Annotated in this window: 17 protein-coding genes; 7 read left to right on the top strand and 10 right to left on the bottom strand. The window is 71.5% G+C overall.

Features of this window, described 5'->3' with window-relative positions; translation table 11 throughout:
* Nucleotides 1-328 precede the first annotated feature (328 nt).
* A complete protein-coding gene (locus ACFY23_RS18280; RefSeq protein WP_350684056.1) occupies nt 329-1,216 on the top strand; it encodes a polysaccharide deacetylase family protein in 888 nt (295 codons plus the stop codon).
* A 60-nt stretch (nt 1,217-1,276) separates the two neighbouring features.
* On the top strand, nt 1,277-1,576 hold the full coding sequence (locus tag ACFY23_RS18285; RefSeq protein ID WP_350684055.1) for a DUF1540 domain-containing protein: 300 nt from the start codon (nt 1,277-1,279) through the stop codon (nt 1,574-1,576).
* 64 nt (nt 1,577-1,640) lie between these two features.
* Here ACFY23_RS18285 and ACFY23_RS18290 read toward each other — a convergent pair whose 3' ends face one another.
* Complete coding sequence (locus ACFY23_RS18290) at nt 1,641-3,647, bottom strand: protein meaA (protein ID WP_350684054.1); 2,007 nt, start codon at nt 3,645-3,647, stop codon at nt 1,641-1,643.
* A gap of 151 nt (nt 3,648-3,798) precedes the next feature.
* Between ACFY23_RS18290 and ACFY23_RS18295 the strand changes: the two genes are divergently transcribed.
* On the top strand, nt 3,799-4,647 hold the full coding sequence (locus ACFY23_RS18295) for an ABC transporter ATP-binding protein (protein WP_350684053.1): 849 nt from the start codon (nt 3,799-3,801) through the stop codon (nt 4,645-4,647).
* Nucleotides 4,644-5,489 carry an ABC transporter permease gene (locus ACFY23_RS18300; RefSeq protein WP_350819524.1) on the top strand — a complete coding sequence of 282 codons (846 nt, stop codon included), beginning with the start codon at nt 4,644-4,646 and terminating at the stop codon, nt 5,487-5,489. Before ACFY23_RS18295 ends, ACFY23_RS18300 begins: the two co-directional genes overlap by 4 nt.
* 42 nt (nt 5,490-5,531) lie before the next feature.
* Here the strand turns inward: ACFY23_RS18300 and ACFY23_RS18305 are convergent, their stop codons facing one another.
* The gene (locus tag ACFY23_RS18305) at nt 5,532-6,470 is read right to left on the bottom strand and encodes a helix-turn-helix domain-containing protein (RefSeq protein ID WP_350684051.1); all 939 of its coding nucleotides are present in this window, start codon (nt 6,468-6,470) and stop codon (nt 5,532-5,534) included.
* A gap of 73 nt (nt 6,471-6,543) precedes the next feature.
* On the opposite strand from ACFY23_RS18305, the gene ACFY23_RS18310 reads away from it, so the two are divergent.
* On the top strand, nt 6,544-7,740 hold the full coding sequence (locus ACFY23_RS18310; protein WP_350684050.1) for an MFS transporter: 1,197 nt from the start codon (nt 6,544-6,546) through the stop codon (nt 7,738-7,740).
* 86 nt (nt 7,741-7,826) lie between these two features.
* On the opposite strand, the gene ACFY23_RS18315 is transcribed toward ACFY23_RS18310, so the two are convergent.
* Together ACFY23_RS18315 and murA are read right to left on the bottom strand one after the other, a co-directional pair.
* Nucleotides 7,827-8,675, bottom strand: coding sequence for a 3-hydroxyacyl-CoA dehydrogenase family protein (locus ACFY23_RS18315; protein WP_350684049.1), 849 nt, complete (start codon nt 8,673-8,675; stop codon nt 7,827-7,829).
* 106 nt (nt 8,676-8,781) lie between these two features.
* Nucleotides 8,782-10,218, bottom strand: a complete 1,437-nt coding sequence (gene murA / locus ACFY23_RS18320; RefSeq protein ID WP_350684048.1) for a UDP-N-acetylglucosamine 1-carboxyvinyltransferase — start codon at nt 10,216-10,218, stop codon at nt 8,782-8,784.
* On the opposite strand from murA, the gene ACFY23_RS18325 reads away from it, so the two are divergent.
* Nucleotides 10,217-10,789 carry a cob(I)yrinic acid a,c-diamide adenosyltransferase gene (locus ACFY23_RS18325; protein WP_350684047.1) on the top strand — a complete coding sequence of 191 codons (573 nt, stop codon included), beginning with the start codon at nt 10,217-10,219 and terminating at the stop codon, nt 10,787-10,789. The genes murA and ACFY23_RS18325 overlap by 2 nt on opposite strands.
* A 32-nt stretch (nt 10,790-10,821) precedes the next feature.
* Nucleotides 10,822-11,217: a VOC family protein gene (locus ACFY23_RS18330; protein ID WP_350684046.1), complete on the top strand. Its 396-nt coding sequence runs from the start codon at nt 10,822-10,824 to the stop codon at nt 11,215-11,217.
* A gap of 167 nt (nt 11,218-11,384) precedes the next feature.
* Here ACFY23_RS18330 and ACFY23_RS18335 read toward each other — a convergent pair whose 3' ends face one another.
* From ACFY23_RS18335 to atpA, 6 genes are all read right to left on the bottom strand, one after another.
* The gene (locus ACFY23_RS18335) at nt 11,385-11,840 is read right to left on the bottom strand and encodes a DUF2550 domain-containing protein (RefSeq protein ID WP_350684045.1); all 456 of its coding nucleotides are present in this window, start codon (nt 11,838-11,840) and stop codon (nt 11,385-11,387) included.
* A 13-nt stretch (nt 11,841-11,853) separates the two neighbouring features.
* Nucleotides 11,854-12,138, bottom strand: coding sequence for a F0F1 ATP synthase subunit epsilon (locus ACFY23_RS18340; protein ID WP_350684044.1), 285 nt, complete (start codon nt 12,136-12,138; stop codon nt 11,854-11,856).
* 89 nt (nt 12,139-12,227) lie between these two features.
* Complete coding sequence (locus ACFY23_RS18345; protein WP_350684057.1) at nt 12,228-13,370, bottom strand: LCP family protein; 1,143 nt, start codon at nt 13,368-13,370, stop codon at nt 12,228-12,230.
* Between the two features lie 213 nt (nt 13,371-13,583).
* Complete coding sequence (gene atpD, locus ACFY23_RS18350) at nt 13,584-15,020, bottom strand: F0F1 ATP synthase subunit beta (RefSeq protein ID WP_350684043.1); 1,437 nt, start codon at nt 15,018-15,020, stop codon at nt 13,584-13,586.
* On the bottom strand, nt 15,020-15,949 hold the full coding sequence (locus ACFY23_RS18355; protein ID WP_350684042.1) for a F0F1 ATP synthase subunit gamma: 930 nt from the start codon (nt 15,947-15,949) through the stop codon (nt 15,020-15,022). Before ACFY23_RS18355 ends, atpD begins: the two co-directional genes overlap by 1 nt.
* A gap of 10 nt (nt 15,950-15,959) precedes the next feature.
* Nucleotides 15,960-17,615 carry a F0F1 ATP synthase subunit alpha gene (gene atpA, locus ACFY23_RS18360; RefSeq protein WP_350684041.1) on the bottom strand — a complete coding sequence of 552 codons (1,656 nt, stop codon included), beginning with the start codon at nt 17,613-17,615 and terminating at the stop codon, nt 15,960-15,962.
* Between the last annotated feature and the right edge of the window lie 51 nt (nt 17,616-17,666).

Genomic DNA, 17,666 nt, shown 5'->3' on the forward strand with positions numbered 1-17,666 from the left:
GGCGGTGTGGCCGGACGGACGTTGACACCCTCCCGCGCCGCCTGCGTGAATGATCCGGCCGGCCCCCCCCCCCCCCCCCCCCGGGCACCCCGGCCCCCCCCCCCCCCCCCCCGCCCCCCCCCCCGGCCGGCCCCCGCCCGGGGGGGGGGGGCCCGCCCCGCCGGGGGCGGGGCCCCCCCCCCCCCCCCGCCCCCCCGCCCCCCGGGGGCCCACACCCCCACCCCGACGCACAGCAACCACACCCCCACCCCGACGCAAAGCGACGCACGGCAAACCCCGGACCAACGCCAGGGCACACAGGAACACAAACCGCTGACATCATCTCCCGGTGCCCGTGAAGATCCTCCGCGTTCCGCTCGCCGCCACCACCGCCGCCGTGGTCGCCGCCGCAGCGCTCCTCGCCGGCCCGGTCCCCCTCCGCACCCCGGCCGCCGCCGGCATCGTCCCGATCCCCGCCGTGCAGCGGCAGGCCACAACCCCCGCGGCGGAGCCGGCGACACCGACGCCCGCCCCGACGCTCCCGGGCGCGACCCCGCCCGGCACGCGGCCACCCGTCGTCGACCATGGGCCGCGTACGGGGAACAAGGTGGCGCTCACCTTCGACGCGGACATGACGGACGCGATGCGGTACCAGTTGCGCAGCGGCGCGGTGCGGTCGTACGCGAACCTGAGGATCATCGACCTGCTGGAGCGGGAGCAGGTGCCGGCCACGTTCTTCCTGACCGGCAAGTGGGTCGAGCAGTACCCGGCGGTGACCCGGCGGCTCGCCGCGAACCCGCGCTTCGAGCTGGCCAACCACACGTACGGGCACCTGGCGTTCACCCCGGACTGCTACGGCCTGCCCCGCATTCCCCAGCGGGAGATGACGGCCGACGTGGCGCGGACGTTCGACGTGGTGGCCGCGTACGGCGGGCGGCAGACCCGGTACTTCCGCTTCCCGGGCTTGTGCCACGACCGGAAGGCGCTGGACGCGCTGGCGCCGCTGGGGGTGACGGTGGTCGACGGCGACGTGGTGAGCGGCGATCCGTTCGCGAAGTCGTGGCGGCCGGTGGTGCGGGCGGCGCTGGACGGGGTGCGCCCCGGGTCGGTGATCGTGCTGCACGTGACGGAGGCGAACGCGCCGATGACGGACGAGGCGCTGCCGCACATCCTGGCGGGGCTGACCGAGCGGGGCTTGGAACCGGCTCCGCTGTCGGAGGTGCTCGGGCAGGGCTGATCCGCCTCGCCAACCCCGCCAAAAGCCTAAAATCGGGGCAAGACTCTAGAGGAGGTTGGCATGACCGCAGCGATGGAGATGCCCCGCGTCCAGGAGTGTGTGGTCGTGGCCTGCGCGTACAACCACACCGGCGACTGCCACGCCTTCGCCATCACGATCGGCAGCATGGACCACGCGCACTGCCACACGTTCATCGAGATGCCCGCCGTCCAGGCCGGCGTGGACGGCCTCATCGCGCAGGTCGGCGCCTGCCAGCGGGCCGACTGCCGGCACAACGACCAGTTGGAGTGCCACGCGCCGTCGATCAAGGTCGGCCCGGACAACGACATGGCCGACTGCATGACCTACATCAGCCGCTGACCGCCCGAAGGGTCAGGGAAGGGCCGCCTGCACAACGCCCGGCGTTGGCAGGGGCCCTTCCCTTTCAGCTCAGGCCGTTGGCCTCGCGGACGACGGTGACCAGGTCGTCGATGATGCCGGTGAGGGCGAAGTCCTTCGGCGTGAAGACCCGGGCGACCCCTGCGGCGCGGAGCTGCTCGGCGTCGCCGGCCGGGATGATGCCGCCGACCACGACGGGCAGGTCCGGGCGGCCGGCCGCGCGCAGCCCGTCCAGCACCGCCGGCACCGCCGCCAGGTGCGAGCCGGAGAGCACCGACAGGCCGACCAGGTCCACGTCCTCCTCCACGGCGGCGGCGACGATCTGCCCGGCGGTCAGCCGGATGCCCTGGTAGACCACCTCGAAGCCGGCGTCGCGGGCGCGTACCGCGATCTGCTCCGCGCCGTTGGAGTGCCCGTCGAGGCCGGGCTTGCCGACCAGCAGCCGCAGCCGGCCGCTGCCCAGCTCGCGGGCGGTGGCGGCGACCCGCTCGCGGACCGCGGCCAGGGTGGCGTCGCCGCCGGCCCCGGCGGCGCCGGCCAGGCCGGTGGGCGCGCGGTACTCGCCGAACACCTGGCGCAGCGCGCCGGCCCACTCGCCGGTGGTCACGCCGGCCCGCACGCACCCCAGCGTCGCCGGCATCAGGTTCGTGGTGGTCGCGGCGTCCGCGCGCAGCCGGGCCAGCGCCGCGTCCACGGCCGCCGCGTCCCGCCCGGCCCGCCATTCGCGTACGGAGGCCGCGGCGGCCGCCTCGACCGCCGGGTCGACCTGTTCGACGGCCTCGGCGCCGGCCGCGGTCAGCGGCGACGGCTCGGTCTCGGCGAACCGGTTGACCCCGACCACCACGTCAGTGCCGGCCTCGATCCGGCGCCGCCGCTCGGCCAGCGAGGCGACCAGCGCGCTCTTGAGGTAGCCGGTCTCCACGGCGGCCACCACGCCGCCCATCTCCAGCACCTTCTCCAGCTCGACCCGGGCACCGGCGACGATCTCGTCGACCAGCGCGGTCATCACGTGCGAACCCTCGAACAGGTCCGGGTACTCCAGCAGGTCCGACTCGTACGCGAGCACCTGCTGCATACGCAGCGACCACTGCTGGTCCCACGGCCGGGGCAGGCCGAGGGCCTCGTTCCAGGCGGGGAGCTGGACGGCGCGGGCCCGGGCGTCCCGGGACAGGGTCACGCCGAGCATCTCCAGCACGATGCGCTGGATGTTGTTCTCCGGCTGCGCCTCGGTCAGGCCCAGCGAGTTCACCTGCACGCCGTAGCGGAACCGGCGCTGCTTCGGGTTCTCCACCCCGTAGCGCTCGCGGGTGATCTCGTCCCAGAGCGCACCGAAGGCCCGCATCTTGGCGATCTCCTCGACGAAGCGCACGCCGGCGTTGACGAAGAAGGAGACCCGCTGCACCACGTCGCCCATCCGCTCGGCGGACACCTGGCCCGAGTCGCGGACGGCGTCGAGCACCGCGACGGCGGTGGAGAGCGCGAAGCCGACCTCCTGCACCGGCGTCGCGCCGGCCTCCTGGAGGTGGTACGAGCAGATGTTGACCGGGTTCCACTTCGGCATCGTCGTCAGCGTGTGCGCGATGACGTCGGCCGTGAGCCGCAGCGAGGCCGCCGGCGGGAAGATGTAGGTGCCCCGGGAGAGGTACTCCTTGATGATGTCGTTCTGCGTGGTGCCGGAGAGCACCGAGGCGGTGTGGCCCTGCTCCATCGCCACCGTGCCGTAGAGGGCGAGCAGCCACATCGCGGGCGCGTTGATGGTCATGGACGTGTTCATCTCGGCCAGCGGGATGCCCTCGAAGAGGGCCCGCATGTCGCCGAGGTGTGCCACCGGGACGCCCACCCGGCCCACCTCACCGGCGGCCAGCTCGTGGTCGGGGTCGTAACCGGTCTGCGTCGGCAGATCGAAGGCGACCGACAGGCCGGTCTGCCCCTTCGCCAGGTTGCGGCGGAAGAGCGCGTTCGTGGCGGCGGCCGAGCTGTGCCCGGCGTACGTGCGCATCACCCACGGGCGGTCGCGTTCGGGCAGCCGACCCGGGAGAGCCTTCTCGTCCATGGCGGGAGTCTAAGTTACCGTTCAGTCACCGGAGCTGTGGAAAACCACACAGATCCATGGAGCGGACGCCCTGGTGCGAAGCCCCCGACATGGCTCGGACCGCCACACCCCGGTAGGGCCGAGGCCCCGGTCACAACGCACACTTGACGGCATGGATGACGAGCTGGCGATCTCCGTCCGGGGGCTGCGCAAGGCGTACGGCGACAACGTCGCGGTGGCGGGCGTGGACCTCGACGTCCGCCGGGGCGAGGTGTTCGCCCTCCTCGGCCCCAACGGCGCCGGCAAGACCACGACGGTGGAGATCCTGGAGGGCTTCCGGCGGCGCGACGCCGGCGAGGTCTCGGTGCTGGGCAGCGACCCGGCCGCGCCGGCCGCCGACTGGCGGTCCCGGGTGGGCATCGTGCTCCAGGGCACGGGCGAGTTCGACGAGCTGACCGTCGCCGAGGTGGTGCACCACTTCTCCGGCTTCTACGCCGGCGCCGACGACCCGGACAAGGTCATCGCCCGGGTGGGGCTGGCCGGCAAGGCGAAGGCCCGCACGCACACCCTCTCCGGTGGGCAGAAGCGCCGGCTCGACGTGGCGCTCGGCATCATCGGCCGCCCCGAGCTGCTCTTCCTCGACGAGCCGACCACCGGCTTCGACCCGGAGGCGCGCCGGGAGTTCTGGGAGCTGATCCGAGACCTCAACGCGGCCGGCACCACCATCGTGCTGACCACCCACTACCTCGACGAGGCCGAGGCGCTGGCCGACCGGGTCGGCGTGATCGCCGGCGGCCGGGTGATCGAGGTCGCCACGCCGGACCGGCTCGGCGACCGGCAGGCGGCGCTGGCGACGGTCTCCTGGCGTACGCCGGAGGGGGCGCTGGAGACGGCGGAGAGCGCGACGCCGACGGCGCTGGTGGCCGAGCTGGCCGCGCGCTTCGGCGGCGAGGTCCCCGGCCTGACGGTGACCCGGCCGACCTTGGAGGACGTCTACCTGCGGATGATCGGACACCGATGACCACCACGACGAAGCCCGCCACGCCGACCCCGGTGGCCCCGGCCCGACGGCTCGGCCCCGTCGCCCTCGGCCTGCGCCAGGGGCGGCTGGAGATCACCCAGTTCCTGCGCAGCCGGGAGTCCGTCGTCTTCACGATGGGTTTCCCGGTGGTCATGATCCTGATCTTCGCGGCGATCTTCAGCGACGAGATCGCGCCCGGCGTCAAGTACACGCAGTACTTCATCACCGGCATGATCGCCACCGGCCTGATGACGGTGAGCTTCCAGAACCTCGGCATCTGGATCCCGATGGAACGGGACCGGGGGGTGCTCAAGCGTTACCGGGGCACGCCGATGCCCAAGTGGGTCTGGTTCGCGGGCAAGGTGATCACCGTGGTGGTGATCGGGGTCGCCGAGACCGCGCTGCTGCTCGCCGTCTCGGTCGCGCTGTTCGACCTGGAGCTGCCAGGGACCGCCGCCAAGTGGCTGACCTTCGGCTGGGTGTCGGTCCTCGACGTCACCGCCTGCACGCTCTGCGGCATCGCGATCTCGTCGCTGGTCCGCACCGCCCGCGGTGGCCCGGCGGTGGTCACCCCGGTGGCACTGGTGCTCCAGTTCATCTCCGGGGTGTTCTTCGTCTTCACCGAGCTGCCGAGCTGGATGCAGCAGGTGGCGGCGCTCTTCCCGCTGAAGTGGATGTGCCAGGGCCTGCGCTCGGTCTTCCTGCCGGAGAGTTTCGGCGCCCAGGAGCCGGCTGGCTCGTTCGAGCTGGACCGGGTCGCCCTGGTGCTGGTCGCCTGGTGCGTCATCGGGCTGGTGCTCTGCCTGACCACCTTCCGCTGGACCACCAAGCGCGACGGGTGATCCGCCGGAGCGGTTCCGGCACCGCAGGCCGGGCGACCCCGCTCACCCACCGCCGACGAGCGCGGCACCGAGCGGCGTACGCCAGTAGAGCACCTCGCGCCCGGACCGCCGTTTGCTGACGGCGCCCGCGTCGAGCAGCACCCGCAGGTGGTCACTCACCGTCCCGAGGGACAGCCCGGTCACCACCACCAGTTGCGAGGTGCTCAGCGGCGCGTCCAGCCGGGCCAGGATGTTGGCCCGGTTCGCGCCGATCAGCCGGGCGAGGCCGTCGGGCGCCGGTGAGTCGGGTTCCACCAGGATCCCGCGCGCCGGATAGACCATCCCGAACCGGGTGGGCACGTCCCACACCACCCAGCCACGACGGCAGTGTGCCGGCACGAAGACCAACTGCTCGGCCTCGTCCAGCGACAGCGGCGGCTCCGGATAGTCGTTGACCTGGAGACGGCCGTCGCCCAGCCACCGCATGTTGCGGTTCAGGTCGGCGATCACCCCCGCCCAGCCGCCCGTGCTCAGGGCGGCGGTGCGGGCGACGATGTCCGCGCGCAGCCGGCGTTCCCGCTCCGGCCACTCCGGCTCGACGGTGTGCGTCCAGACCCAGTCGAGGAGCTCCACCACCTGGCCGGTGAGACCGTCCGCCAGCAACTCGGCGGCGAGCGGCGCCGGGCGGGTGGCCCGCAGGTCGGCTCGGATCTGCTCGTCGGACAACCGCGCGACGGCCGCCAGCTCCGCCGGGAACGTCGGTTCCGGCGAGGCGGGCGCGATGGTGAGGAAGTCCGCGGTCCACCGGGGGTCGAACGACGCGGGCAGCAGCGCCCGGACCACGGGCCGGACGGCCAGCATCCGCCGGAACGCCTCGATGTGGGGCCCTCGCCAGGCGCGCTGCCAGGGGGTACGCGGGTCGTACAGCGCGCGCAGCGCGGCGACCGTGTCGACCATCGGCGAGACCGTGAAGCGGCTGCGCGCGAGCAGGTCCGATGGCACCCGCCAGACTCCCACGTTTCGCCTCCGGACGTAACTCTACGAGATCCACCCGGCGCCCCACACGATCGTGCCCGTGAGAACGTACGCAGACCTGTTCGCGGCCCGTGAGTTCCGCAACCTGTTCCTCGCCAACTGCGCGGGGATCGCAGCGCACACCACGTCAGCGCTGGCGCTGGGCGCGTTGACCTACGCGTCGACCGGCTCGGCGCTGCTCACCGCGCTGAGCATGTTCGGCGCACCGCTGGCCGGCGTCCTCGGCAGCCTGACGTTGCTGTCGGCCGCGGACAGCCTGCCGCCCCGCCGGGCGCTGACCCTCGCCGCGGTGCTGGTCACCGTCGGAGCGGCGGTGCAGGCCGTGCCCGGGCTGCCCCTGTGGGCCCGGTTCACGATCATCTTCGCCAGCGCGTACGTCGGCTCGATCACCGGTGGGGCCAGGTGGGCGCTGCTCACCGACATCCTGCCGGCCGACGCCTACGTACTGGCGCGGGCCACCATGAACACGAGCGTCGGCGTGATGCAGATCGCCGGGTTCGGACTGGCCGGCGCCCTGCTCGTCCTGCTGAGCCCCTACCAGGTGTTCCTGCTCGCCGCGGTGCTCCGGGCGGTCGCCGCCGCGGTGGGCTGGTTCGGGTTGTCCGAACGCCCGGTCCGGGTCAGCGAGCGGACGACGATCGCGCGCACCGTGCGGGTGAACAAGGAACTCTGGGCAGACCCGGGCCGCCGGTCGCTCTTCCTGAACCTGTGGGTCCCCGGCGGTCTGATCGTCGGGTGCGAGGCGCTCTTCGTCCCGTACGCCGGTGATCGCGCCGGCTTCCTGTTCGCCGCCGCCGCCCTCGGCATGCTGATCGGGGACGTCGTGGTGGGGCGGTTCCTGACCGGGGCCCGCCGGGAAGGGTGGATTCCCACACTGCGGTTGCTGCTCGCGGTTCCCTATCTGGTCTTCCTGTTGTCTCCGCCGCTACCACTGGCCATGGTCGTCGCGCTCTTCGCCTCGGTCGGCTTCGCCGCCGGGCTGCCGTTGCAGGAACGGCTGATCGCCCACTCGCCTCCCGAGGCCCGTGGACAGGTCCTCGGCCTGCACCACAACGGCATGTTGGCCGGGCAGGCGGTGTGCGCCGCGCTCGCCGGCGCGATCGCGGACCTGGTCCCGGCGTACTGGGCCGTCGCGCTGCTGGCCGGGGCGGCGCTGACCGCCACCGCCGCGCTCACCTCGGGGCTGCGACGGACCGCACCCGAACCGGTCACGGCGATACCGACGTCGCCGGCATGAGCAGGCTCCCGACCGAGGGCACCGGCGGCATCAGGTGCGGTCCAGCGCAGGACGGAGGCGCCGGCGGCGCCTCCGTCGATGTCGGCTCAGTAGGTGTAGAAGCCCTTGCCGGACTTGCGGCCCAGGTCGCCGGCGGTGGCCATGCGCTGGAGCAGCTCCGGCGGGAAGAACTTCTCGTCCGCGGTATCGGTGTAGATGTTCTTCGTGGCGTTGAGCAGCACGTCCACGCCGGTCAGATCGACCGTCGCCAGCGGGCCCATGGCGTGGCCGAAGCCGAGCTTGCAGGCGATGTCCAGGTCCTCGGCGGAGACCACGCCGGACTCGACCAGCCTGACCGCCTCCATGACGAGCGCGCTGATCAGCCGGGTGGTGACGAAGCCGGCGATGTCCCGGTTGACCACCACGACGGTCTTGCCGATCCCCTCGGCGAACGCCTTCGCCGTCGCCAGGGTCTCGTCGCTGGTCTTGTAGCCGCGCACCAGCTCGCAGAGCTGCATCATCGGCACCGGCGAGAAGAAGTGGGTGCCGACGACCGCCTCCGGCCGCTCGGTCGCCGTGGCGATCTGGGTGACCGGGATGGCCGAGGTGTTGGTGGCGAGGATCGCGTCGGGCCGGCAGATCTTGTCCAGCGCCCGGAACACCTCGTGCTTGATCTCGATCTTCTCGAAGACCGCCTCGACGACGATGTCCGCGTCCGCCGCCGCCTCCAGGTCCGTGGTCGGGGTGATCCGGCCGAGCGTCGCCTCGACGTCGGACGCCTCGATCCTCCCCTTCGCGGCGAACCTCTCCAGCGACTTCCGGATGCCGTCCACGCCCCGCTTGGTGGCCGCGTCGTCCAGGTCCCGCAGCGTCACCTGCCAGCCCGCCTGCGCCGCCACCTGGGCGATGCCCGAGCCCATCAGCCCGGCCCCGACGACCGCGAGTCGACCCGCCATCTGCTTCTCCCTCGCCTGAATGAGTGTCTGCCAGCACCCTAGTCGGCACGCCTGAACGGATGCTAAGGCGTGTCGCCCCGGGCGGCGGCCGGCAGCGGCGGGGCCCTCAGATGGTCAGGTCCGGCTCCTCCGGCGCGGTGCCCCGCTCCACCTCGACGCCGAGCGCCCGCAGGTCCGCCGCGAAGTCCGGGTAGCCCCGGTCCACGTGGTGCACGTGGGAGACCTCGGTGACCCCCTCGGCGCAGAGCCCGGCGATGATCAGCCCCGCGCCGGCCCGGATGTCGGTAGCACGTACGGGGGCGCCGGAGAGCTGCTCCCGGCCGCGTACCACCGCGTGGTGCCCGTCGGTCTTGATGTCCGCGCCCAGCCGCATCATCTCGTTGGCGAACATGAACCGCCCGTCGAAGATGTTCTCGGTGATCAGGGACGCGCCGTCGCTGACCGCCGCCAGGCCGATCGCCATCGGCAGCAGGTCGGTGGCGAAGCCCGGGTACGGCAGGGTGACCACGTCCACCGCCTTCGGCCGGTCGTCCATCCGGATCCGGAACGCGTCGCCCCGGGTCTCCACCAGGCCCCCGGCGAGGACCAGCTTGTCGAGCGCGACCTCCAGGAACCCCGGCTCCACCCCGGTCACGGTGACGTCCCCCCGGGTCATCGCCGCGCCGAAGGCCCAGGTGCCGGCGACGATCCGGTCCCCCACCGTGGCGTGCCGCACCGGCCGCAGTCCGGGCACCCCCTCGATGTGCAGCGTCGACGTGCCGGCGCCGGAGATCCGCGCGCCCATCTGGTTGAGCATGGTGCAGATGTCGACGATCTCCGGCTCGCGGGCCGCGTTGTCGATGACGCTGCCGCCGCGCGCCAGCACGGCCGCCATGACCAGGTTCTCCGTCGCCCCGACGCTGGGGAAGTCGAGCATGATCTCCGCGCCGTGCAGCCCGTGCGGCGCCGAGGCGATCACGAAGCCGTGCTCGCCCGAGATCTCCGCGCCCATCCGGGTCAGCCCGGAGATGTGCATGTCCAGCCCCCGCGAGCCGATGGCGTCCCCGCCGGGGTGGGCCACCCGCACGTACCCCCGGCGGGCCAGCAGCGGGCCGAGCACGCAGATGGAGGCGCGCAGCCGGCGGACGAGGTCGTAGTCGGCCTCGGTGCCGGGCTGTTCGGGCACGTCGATGACGACCGACCGGGACCGGGCCACCCCGCCGTGCGCGACCATCGGGTCGACCGGGTCGTCGGCGTCGAAGCGGATGCCGCAGCCGAGCCGGCGGAGCACCTCGCCCATGATCGCGATGTCGGTGATCCGCGGGACGTTGGTGATCACGCTGCGTCCCGGGGCGAGCAGCGCGGCGGCCATCAGCTTCAGCGCCGAGTTCTTCGCGCCGACCACGTGCACCGTGCCGGCCAGGCGGGCGTCGCCGCGCACCCGGATGACGTCGACGTCGTTGACCGCCGGGTCACCGGCGTCCCCGGGGCCCACCCCGCCGGGCCGGAGGGCGCCCGGGCGCACCGGGATCGTCAGGTCCGGTATCCGTAGGCTGTGCGTCATGGCCGTCCACCTCACGCGCATCTACACCAAGGCCGGCGACGCCGGCATGACCAGGCTGAGCAACAACGAGCAGGTGCCGAAGACCGATCCGCGCATCACCGCGTACGCAGACGTCGACGAGTGCAACGCCGCGATCGGCGTGGCGCTCGCCCTCGGGCAGCTCGACGACGAGCTGCGGAGCGTCCTGGCGTCGATCCAGAACGACATGTTCGACGTGGGCGCCGACCTGGCCACGCCGGTGGAGCCGGATCCGAAGTACCCGCCGCTGCGGGTCACCGAGGAGTACGTCGAGCGCATCGAGGGTTGGTGCGACGAGTACAACGCACGCCTGAGCAAGCTCGACTCCTTCATCCTCCCCGGCGGCACCGCGGGCGCGGCGCTGCTGCACGTGGCGCGGACGATCGCCCGACGCGCGGAGCGGGCGGCGTGGGCCCTGGTCGCACACGACCCCGAGCGGACCAGCTCGCTCCCGGCAAAGTATCTCAACAGGCTCTCTGACCTGCTGTTCATCCTGGCAAGAACGGCCAATCCGGGCGGAGATGTGCTATGGGTGCCGGGCGGTAGCCGCTGACCGCGCAGCGCCCCCTCCCGCCGGACGCTCCGGTGGGCGCGCTGCACCACGTCGAGGTCTGGGTGCCCGACCTGGCCGCCGCCGTCCGCAGCTGGGGCTGGCTGCTCGGCGAGCTGGGCTGGACGCCGTTCCAGGAGTGGCCGGCCGGCCGCTCCTGGCGGCTCGGCCCGACGTACCTGGTGATGGAGCGGTCACCGGCGTTGCGCGGGCGGCGGCACGACCGGCTGGCCCCGGGCCTCAACCACCTGGCCTTCCACGCCGGCCCGCCCGCCGCGGTGGACCGGCTGGTCGCGGCGGCGCCGGCGCACGGCTGGACGCTGCTCTTCCCCGACCGCCACCCGCACGCCGGCGGCCCGCAGACCTACGCCGCCTACCTCACGGACACCCAGGGCTACGAGGTGGAACTGGTCGCCTCACCACCCGAGTAGTTCAGCCGGTCACCTGACGAGACCGGTTCGGGTGCAGGTGGTGTGAGAGGGCGCCGGACCGCGGACAGTGCGACGGCAGGGGTTTCCGGGGAGCCCGCCCGCGGAGGGATCAAGCCTGACCGCCCGGAGCGGGTGGGCTCCCCGGAAACCCCAAGGGCGAGGGGACGTCAGGCGGCGGGCCAGTCCTGGGAGGCCAGACGCGGCGAGACCGCCCCCGGAGGGGCGGCCTCGAGCCAGGAGAGGAATCCGGTGACGGTGGATCGCGTCATGGCGATCTCGACCGGAGCGTGGTTGCTGGTACAGCGCAGGATGACCCAGTCGGCGGGCATGGAGAGGCGTTCCTGCCCCTCCGGCAGCCGCCGCCGCTCCACGACGAGCCCTTTGCGGGAGAGCACCCGGGTGGGCCGGATGGCGAAGCTGAACACGCGGTACCAGCGGAGTTCGTCGCCGACGAACCGACCGAAGCCGGGGGACCAGCCGCGGCCGTCGAGCATCGTGGAGGTCCGGACGCCGAGCCGGATGACGCCTCCACTACGCGTGACGACGGCCCGTCGGACGAAGAGGATCAGAAGCGCGCCGAGGATGACGGCGATGCCGATTCCGATCCCTTCGACGATCCCCATCGGCGGTGGTGGCTCAGCGGCTCTGCGCGGCGGAAACCGGGGTGGCGCTCTCGGCTAGGACGGTGACGCCGTCGGCGGTCACCGAGAGGAAGCCACCGGCGACCTCGTAGGAGACCTGCTCGCCGCCGGCGAGCTTGATGCGTACCTGGCCGGGCTCGGCGAGCTGGCCGAGCAGGGGCGCGTGCCCCGGCAGCACACCCAGCTCACCCTCGGTCGTCCGGGCGACGACCATCTCGGCGTCACCGGACCAGACCTTCTCCTCGACGGCTACGAGCTCGACGTGAAGCTGCTGTGCCACGCTGTCTCCTTGCTGCGGCGGCGGATTGTCGAAAGTCTAGTCTTGCCGCGGACGCGCCCCCAACGCGGGTGGCGAGACCTGCGCCACGGCTACTTGGTCTTGTTCTGGAAGTCGGGGTGCTCCAACAGGAACGCGTCGAGCTGCTTGTTGCGCAGGGCGGCGAAGAAGTCCTCGACCTCCGGCTCGAAGCGCTCGCCCTGGTACTTCCCGTTCTCGGTGACCCCGCCGCCCGGCAGCTTGACCATCTGCATGGTCTCCGGGCGGAGGTTCTTCAGCGCCAGACCGAAGTCGATCACGCTGTGGCCTCGGCCGCTGAAGACCAGGGACTGGCCGGCCGCCCGCAGCACCCGGTCCAGCTTGATCGGGTTGGTCACCACGTCGGCGCTGAGCGCCTGGCCGGCCATGGCCTTGACGAACTGCTGCTGGTGGCGCTGGCGGCCGTAGTCGCCGTCCGGGACGCCGTTCTTCGGGTAGCGCTGCCGGACGTAGTCCAGCGCCTGCCAGCCGTTGAGGTGCTGGTTGCCCTTCTTGTAGACCGCCTGCGGCCCGATGTAGCCCTCACCGTACGGGTTGCCCTTGCGGTGCGTGCCGTCCGGCTCCCGGTGCTCCGAGCGCACCTCGCGCTCGATGTACATGTCGACGCCGCCCATCGCGTCGACGATCTTCTGGAACCCGCTGAAGTTGATGATCGCGCCGGCGTCGAAGCGCTCGATGCCGGTCACCTGCTGCACGGTATTGGCGAGCAGCTCGAAGCCCTGCGCCGCGCTCGGGTTCTGCCCCTGCACCATGCTGCCGCGCGACATGGCCGCGTTGATCTTGTCCCGGCCGCCGGCGTAGCCGGCCTTGTCGAACTTCGGAATGTCCACGAGCAGGTCGCGGGGCATGGAGAAGAGATACGCCCGGTCCATCTCCTCGGGCACGTGCAGCACCATGATCGAGTCGGCCAGCGGCGGGGTCTCCGGCTTGCGCGGGTCGATGCCGACCAGCAGGATGTTGAGCGGGCCCTTGATGTCGCTCTTACGCTCGGTCGCGCCGGCGGCCTGGTCGCCGAAGAGGTCGGCCTTGCCCACCGCGCCCTCGTAGCGGGCCATCAGCGCCTCGGTGCCGACCAGGACCACGCCGCTGAGCAGCATGAGGACGGCACCGAACACGGTGCAGGCCCGGGCCCAGCGCGGCACCCCCGACCACATGGACGACTTGCCGCCGCCCTTGCCGGCCTTACCCACGATCATCTCCTTCGTCACGCCCACGATGAGGAGACGGGCGCACGCAGCCGATTTGATTGCACACATCGACGCTCGCTCGCGGCGAACGCGGATCGACGGTACCTCGCGTTCGGCATGATCGCCGACTGCGCGGAACCGGGCAGCGGCGATCATAAGACCCGAAGATGAACAAAAGGCCGCCCCGGCGTTGCCGGGGCGGCCTTTTTCAGGACCGACAGGTCAGCCCTTCATCAGCTCCGCAGCCTTGCGCTCCAGGTCCTCCAGACCGCCGCACATGAAGAAGGCCTGCTCGGGGAAGTGGTCGTACTCGCCCTCGCTGATCTTCTTGAACGCCTCGATGGTCTCCTTGATCGGGACCGTCGAGCCCGGCACGCCGGTGAACTGCTCGGCGGCGTAGGTGTTCTGCGACAGGAAGCGCTCGATCCGGCGGGCCCGGCCGACGGTGAGCTTGTCCTCCTCGGAGAGCTCCTCGATACCGAGGATGGCGATGATGTCCTGCAGGTCCTTGTACTTCTGCAGGATCCGCTTGACCTCGGTCGCCACCGCGAAGTGCTCCTGGCCGACGAACTCCGGGGCGAGGATCCGGGACGAGGACGCCAGCGGGTCCACGGCCGGGTAGATGCCCTTGTCGGAGATCGACCGCTCCAGGTTGGTGGTCGCGTCGAGGTGGGCGAACGTGGTGGCCGGAGCGGGGTCGGTGTAGTCGTCCGCCGGCACGTAGATCGCCTGCATCGAGGTGATGGCCTGGCCCCGGACGGAGGTGATGCGCTCCTGGAGCTCGCCCATCTCGTCGGCCAGGGTCGGCTGGTAACCCACGGCGCTCGGCATGCGGCCGAGCAGGGTGGAGACCTCCGAACCCGCCTGGGTGAAGCGGAAGATGTTGTCGATGAAGAGCAGCACCTCCTGCTTCTGCACGTCGCGGAAGTACTCGGCCATGGTCAGGGCGGACAGCGCCACCCGCAGCCGGGTGCCCGGCGGCTCGTCCATCTGGCCGTAGACCAGCGCGGTCTTGTCGATGACGCCGGACTCGGTCATCTCGGCGATGAGGTCGTTGCCCTCACGGGTGCGCTCACCCACGCCGGCGAAGACCGAGGTACCACCGAAGTTCCGGGCGACCCGGGTGATCATCTCCTGGATGAGCACCGTCTTGCCCACGCCCGCGCCGCCGAACAGGCCGATCTTGCCGCCCTTGACGTACGGGGCGAGCAGGTCGATGACCTTGATGCCGGTCTCCAGCATCTCGGTCTTCGGCTCCAGGTCCGCGAAGGCCGGGGCCTTGCGGTGGATCTGCCAGTGGTCGTCCGGGTTGAGCGTCTCGCCCTCGGTGAGGTTGAGGCACTCGCCGATCGCGTTGAACACGTGGCCCTTGACCGCGTCGCCCACCGGCACGGTGATCGGCGAGCCGGTGTCGCGCACCTCGGCGCCGCGGACCAGACCGTCGGTCGGCTGCATCGAGATGGCGCGGACCATGTTGTCGCCCAGGTGCTGGGCGACCTCGAGGGTCAGCGTCTTCTCACCGCCGGAGAGGGTCACGTCCACGTGCAGGGCGTTGAACAGGGCCGGCATGGCGTCGCGCGGGAACTCGGCGTCGACGACCGGGCCGATGACCCGGACCACGCGACCCGTGGCCGTCTTGGTCTCTACTGGGGCAGTCATCACACTTCACTTCCCGACGCGGCCAGCGCGTTCGCGCCGCCGACGATCTCGCTGATCTCCTGGGTGATCCCGGCCTGGCGGGCCGAGTTCATCTCACGCGTGTACTTCTCGATCATCTCTTCGGCGTTGTCGGTGGCGCTCTTCATCGCCCGCCGACGGGCCGCCGACTCGCTGGCCGCCGACTCCAGCAACGCCGCGTAGATCCGCGTGTTGATGTACTTCGGCAACAGCGCGTCGAGCAGCGCCTCCGCCTCCGGCTCGAACTCGTACGCCGGCAGCAGGCCCTCGGACCGCGGGCGGTCCTCGACCTCCATCGGCCCGATGATCTTCGCGACCGGGGTCTGGGTCATCAGGGAGTGGAACTCGGTGTAGACGATGTGCAACTCGTCGATCCCGAGCACCCCGTCCGCCCCGGCGCCGCCGTCGACGTCGTCCGCACCGGCCGAGAACGCCTTGATCAGCGTCTCGCCCACGGTGCGGGCGTCGGCGAACGTCGGCTGCTCCGAGAACCCGGTCCAGTTCGCCTCGATCGGCCGGTCACGGAAGCGGAAGAAGCCGAGGCCCTTGCGCCCGATGACGTAGAGCACCGGCTCCTTGCCGTCGGCGCGGAGCCGCGCGATCAGCGACTCCGCCGTCTTGATCGCGTTGGAGCTGTAGCCGCCCGCGAGGCCGCGGTCGGAGGTGACCAGCAGGACGCCCGCCCGCCGCACCCGCGGACGCGGGGTGAGCAGCGGGTGGTCGATCCGCGCGTTGGACGCCAGCGCCGTGAGCACACCGGTGATGGCCTGGGCGTACGGCAGGGACGCCTCCACCCGGGCCTGGGCCTTGGCGATCCGGCTCGTCGCCACGAGCTCCATCGCCTTGGTGATCTTCTTCATCCCCTTCGCGGAGCGGATCCGCTGGCGAAGAACGCGTACCTGGGCCGCCATGAATCAGCCCTTACTGCTTCTCGACCGGGCGGTCGGTCGTGCCGTCGCGGAAGCGGGTCACCGTCTCGCGGGTCTCCTCGCCCTCGAGCGGCGCGGCCGGGGCCTCGTTGATCCGACGCTCGTCGGCCTTGCCGAGGAAGACCTGCTTGAACTCGGCGATGGCGCTGTCGAGCGAGCCGACGATGTCGTCGCCCCACTTGTGGTCGGCGATGGCGGCCAGCACACCCTCGTGCTTGTGGCGCAGGTACTGGAGGAACTCCGACTCGAAGCGGCGGACCTCGCCCACGGGGATGTCGTCCAGCTTGCCCTCGGTGCCGGCCCAGACCGAGACGACCTGCTCCTGCACCGGGTACGGCGAGTAGTTCGGCTGCTTGAGCAGCTCGACCAGACGCGAACCGCGCTCCAGCTGGGCGCGGGAGGCCTTGTCCAGGTCGGAGGCGAAGGCGGCGAACGCCTCCAGCTCGCGGTACTGGGCCAGGTTCAGCCGCAGCGAACCGGCGACCTTCTTCATCGGCTTGACCTGCGCCGCGCCACCGACCCGGGAGACCGAGGTGCCGACGTTGATGGCCGGCCGGACGCCCTGGTTGAACAGGTCGGTCTCGAGGAAGATCTGGCCGTCGGTGATGGAGATGACGTTGGTCGGGATGAAGGCCGAGATGTCGTTGGCCTTCGTCTCGATGATCGGCAGGCCGGTCATCGAGCCGCCGCCCAGCTCGTCGGAGAGCTTCGCGCAGCGCTCCAGCAGCCGGGAGTGCAGGTAGAAGACGTCACCCGGGTACGCCTCGCGGCCCGGCGGGCGACGCAGCAGCAGCGACACGGCGCGGTACGCCTCGGCCTGCTTGCTCAGGTCGTCGAAGACGATCAGGACGTGCTTGCCGCCGTACATCCAGTGCTGCCCGATGGACGAGCCGGTGTAGGGGGCGAGGTACTTGAAGCCGGCCGGGTCGGAGGCCGGGGAGGCGACGATGGTCGTGTACTCCATCGCGCCCGCCTCCTCCAGGATGCCCTTGATGGAGGCGATCGTGGAGGCCTTCTGGCCGATGGCGACGTAGATGCAGCGGACCTGCTTCTTCGGGTCGCCGGAGCGCCAGTTCTCCCGCTGGTTGAGGATGGTGTCCAGCGCGACCGTGGTCTTGCCGGTCTTCCGGTCGCCGATGATCAGCTGCCGCTGGCCCCGGCCGATCGGGGTCATGGCGTCGACCGCCTTGATACCGGTCTGCAGCGGCTCGTCGACGGACTGCCGGGCCATCACGTTCGGGGCCTGGAGCTCCAGCTCGCGGAAGCCCTCGTTGGCGATGTCGCCGAGGCCGTCGATCGGCTGGCCGAGCGCGTTGACCACGCGGCCGAGGAAGGCGTCGCCGACCGGCACGGAGAGCACCCGGCCGGTGCGCTTGACGCGCTGGCCCTCTTCGAGCTTGGCGGAGTCACCGAGGACGACGACACCGATCTCCCGGACGTCGAGGTTCAGCGCCACACCCAGGGTGCCGTCCTCGAACTCCAGGAGCTCGTTGGTCATGGTCGAGGGGAGGCCCTCGACGTGGGCGATGCCGTCACCGGTGTCGGCGACGGTGCCGACCTCCTCGCGGGAGACGTCGGACGTGTAGGAGGAGACGTAGCGCTCCAGGGCGCCGCGGATCTCCTCCGTCGAGATGGTCAGCTCGGCCATCCTCTGCTTCCTTAAGTATCAGGGGCCCGGGATACCTAGTACCGACCGGTC

The sequence above is a fragment of the Micromonospora sp. NPDC000121 genome (assembly GCF_042899165.1).
Classification (GTDB): Bacteria; Actinomycetota; Actinomycetes; order Mycobacteriales; family Micromonosporaceae; genus Micromonospora.

Coding starts and splice junctions, on each gene's coding strand:
- ACFY23_RS18285 (WP_350684055.1), top strand. CDS start 1,277: ATGACCGCAGCGATGGAGATGCCCCGCGTCCAGGAGTGTGTGGTCGTG.
- ACFY23_RS18290 (WP_350684054.1), bottom strand. CDS start 3,647: ATGGACGAGAAGGCTCTCCCGGGTCGGCTGCCCGAACGCGACCGCCCG.
- ACFY23_RS18295 (WP_350684053.1), top strand. CDS start 3,799: ATGGATGACGAGCTGGCGATCTCCGTCCGGGGGCTGCGCAAGGCGTAC.
- ACFY23_RS18300 (WP_350819524.1), top strand. CDS start 4,644: ATGACCACCACGACGAAGCCCGCCACGCCGACCCCGGTGGCCCCGGCC.
- ACFY23_RS18315 (WP_350684049.1), bottom strand. CDS start 8,675: ATGGCGGGTCGACTCGCGGTCGTCGGGGCCGGGCTGATGGGCTCGGGC.
- ACFY23_RS18325 (WP_350684047.1), top strand. CDS start 10,217: ATGGCCGTCCACCTCACGCGCATCTACACCAAGGCCGGCGACGCCGGC.
- murA (WP_350684048.1), bottom strand. CDS start 10,218: ATGACGCACAGCCTACGGATACCGGACCTGACGATCCCGGTGCGCCCG.
- ACFY23_RS18335 (WP_350684045.1), bottom strand. CDS start 11,840: ATGGGGATCGTCGAAGGGATCGGAATCGGCATCGCCGTCATCCTCGGC.
- ACFY23_RS18345 (WP_350684057.1), bottom strand. CDS start 13,370: ATGATCGTGGGTAAGGCCGGCAAGGGCGGCGGCAAGTCGTCCATGTGG.
- atpD (WP_350684043.1), bottom strand. CDS start 15,020: ATGACTGCCCCAGTAGAGACCAAGACGGCCACGGGTCGCGTGGTCCGG.
- ACFY23_RS18355 (WP_350684042.1), bottom strand. CDS start 15,949: ATGGCGGCCCAGGTACGCGTTCTTCGCCAGCGGATCCGCTCCGCGAAG.
- atpA (WP_350684041.1), bottom strand. CDS start 17,615: ATGGCCGAGCTGACCATCTCGACGGAGGAGATCCGCGGCGCCCTGGAG.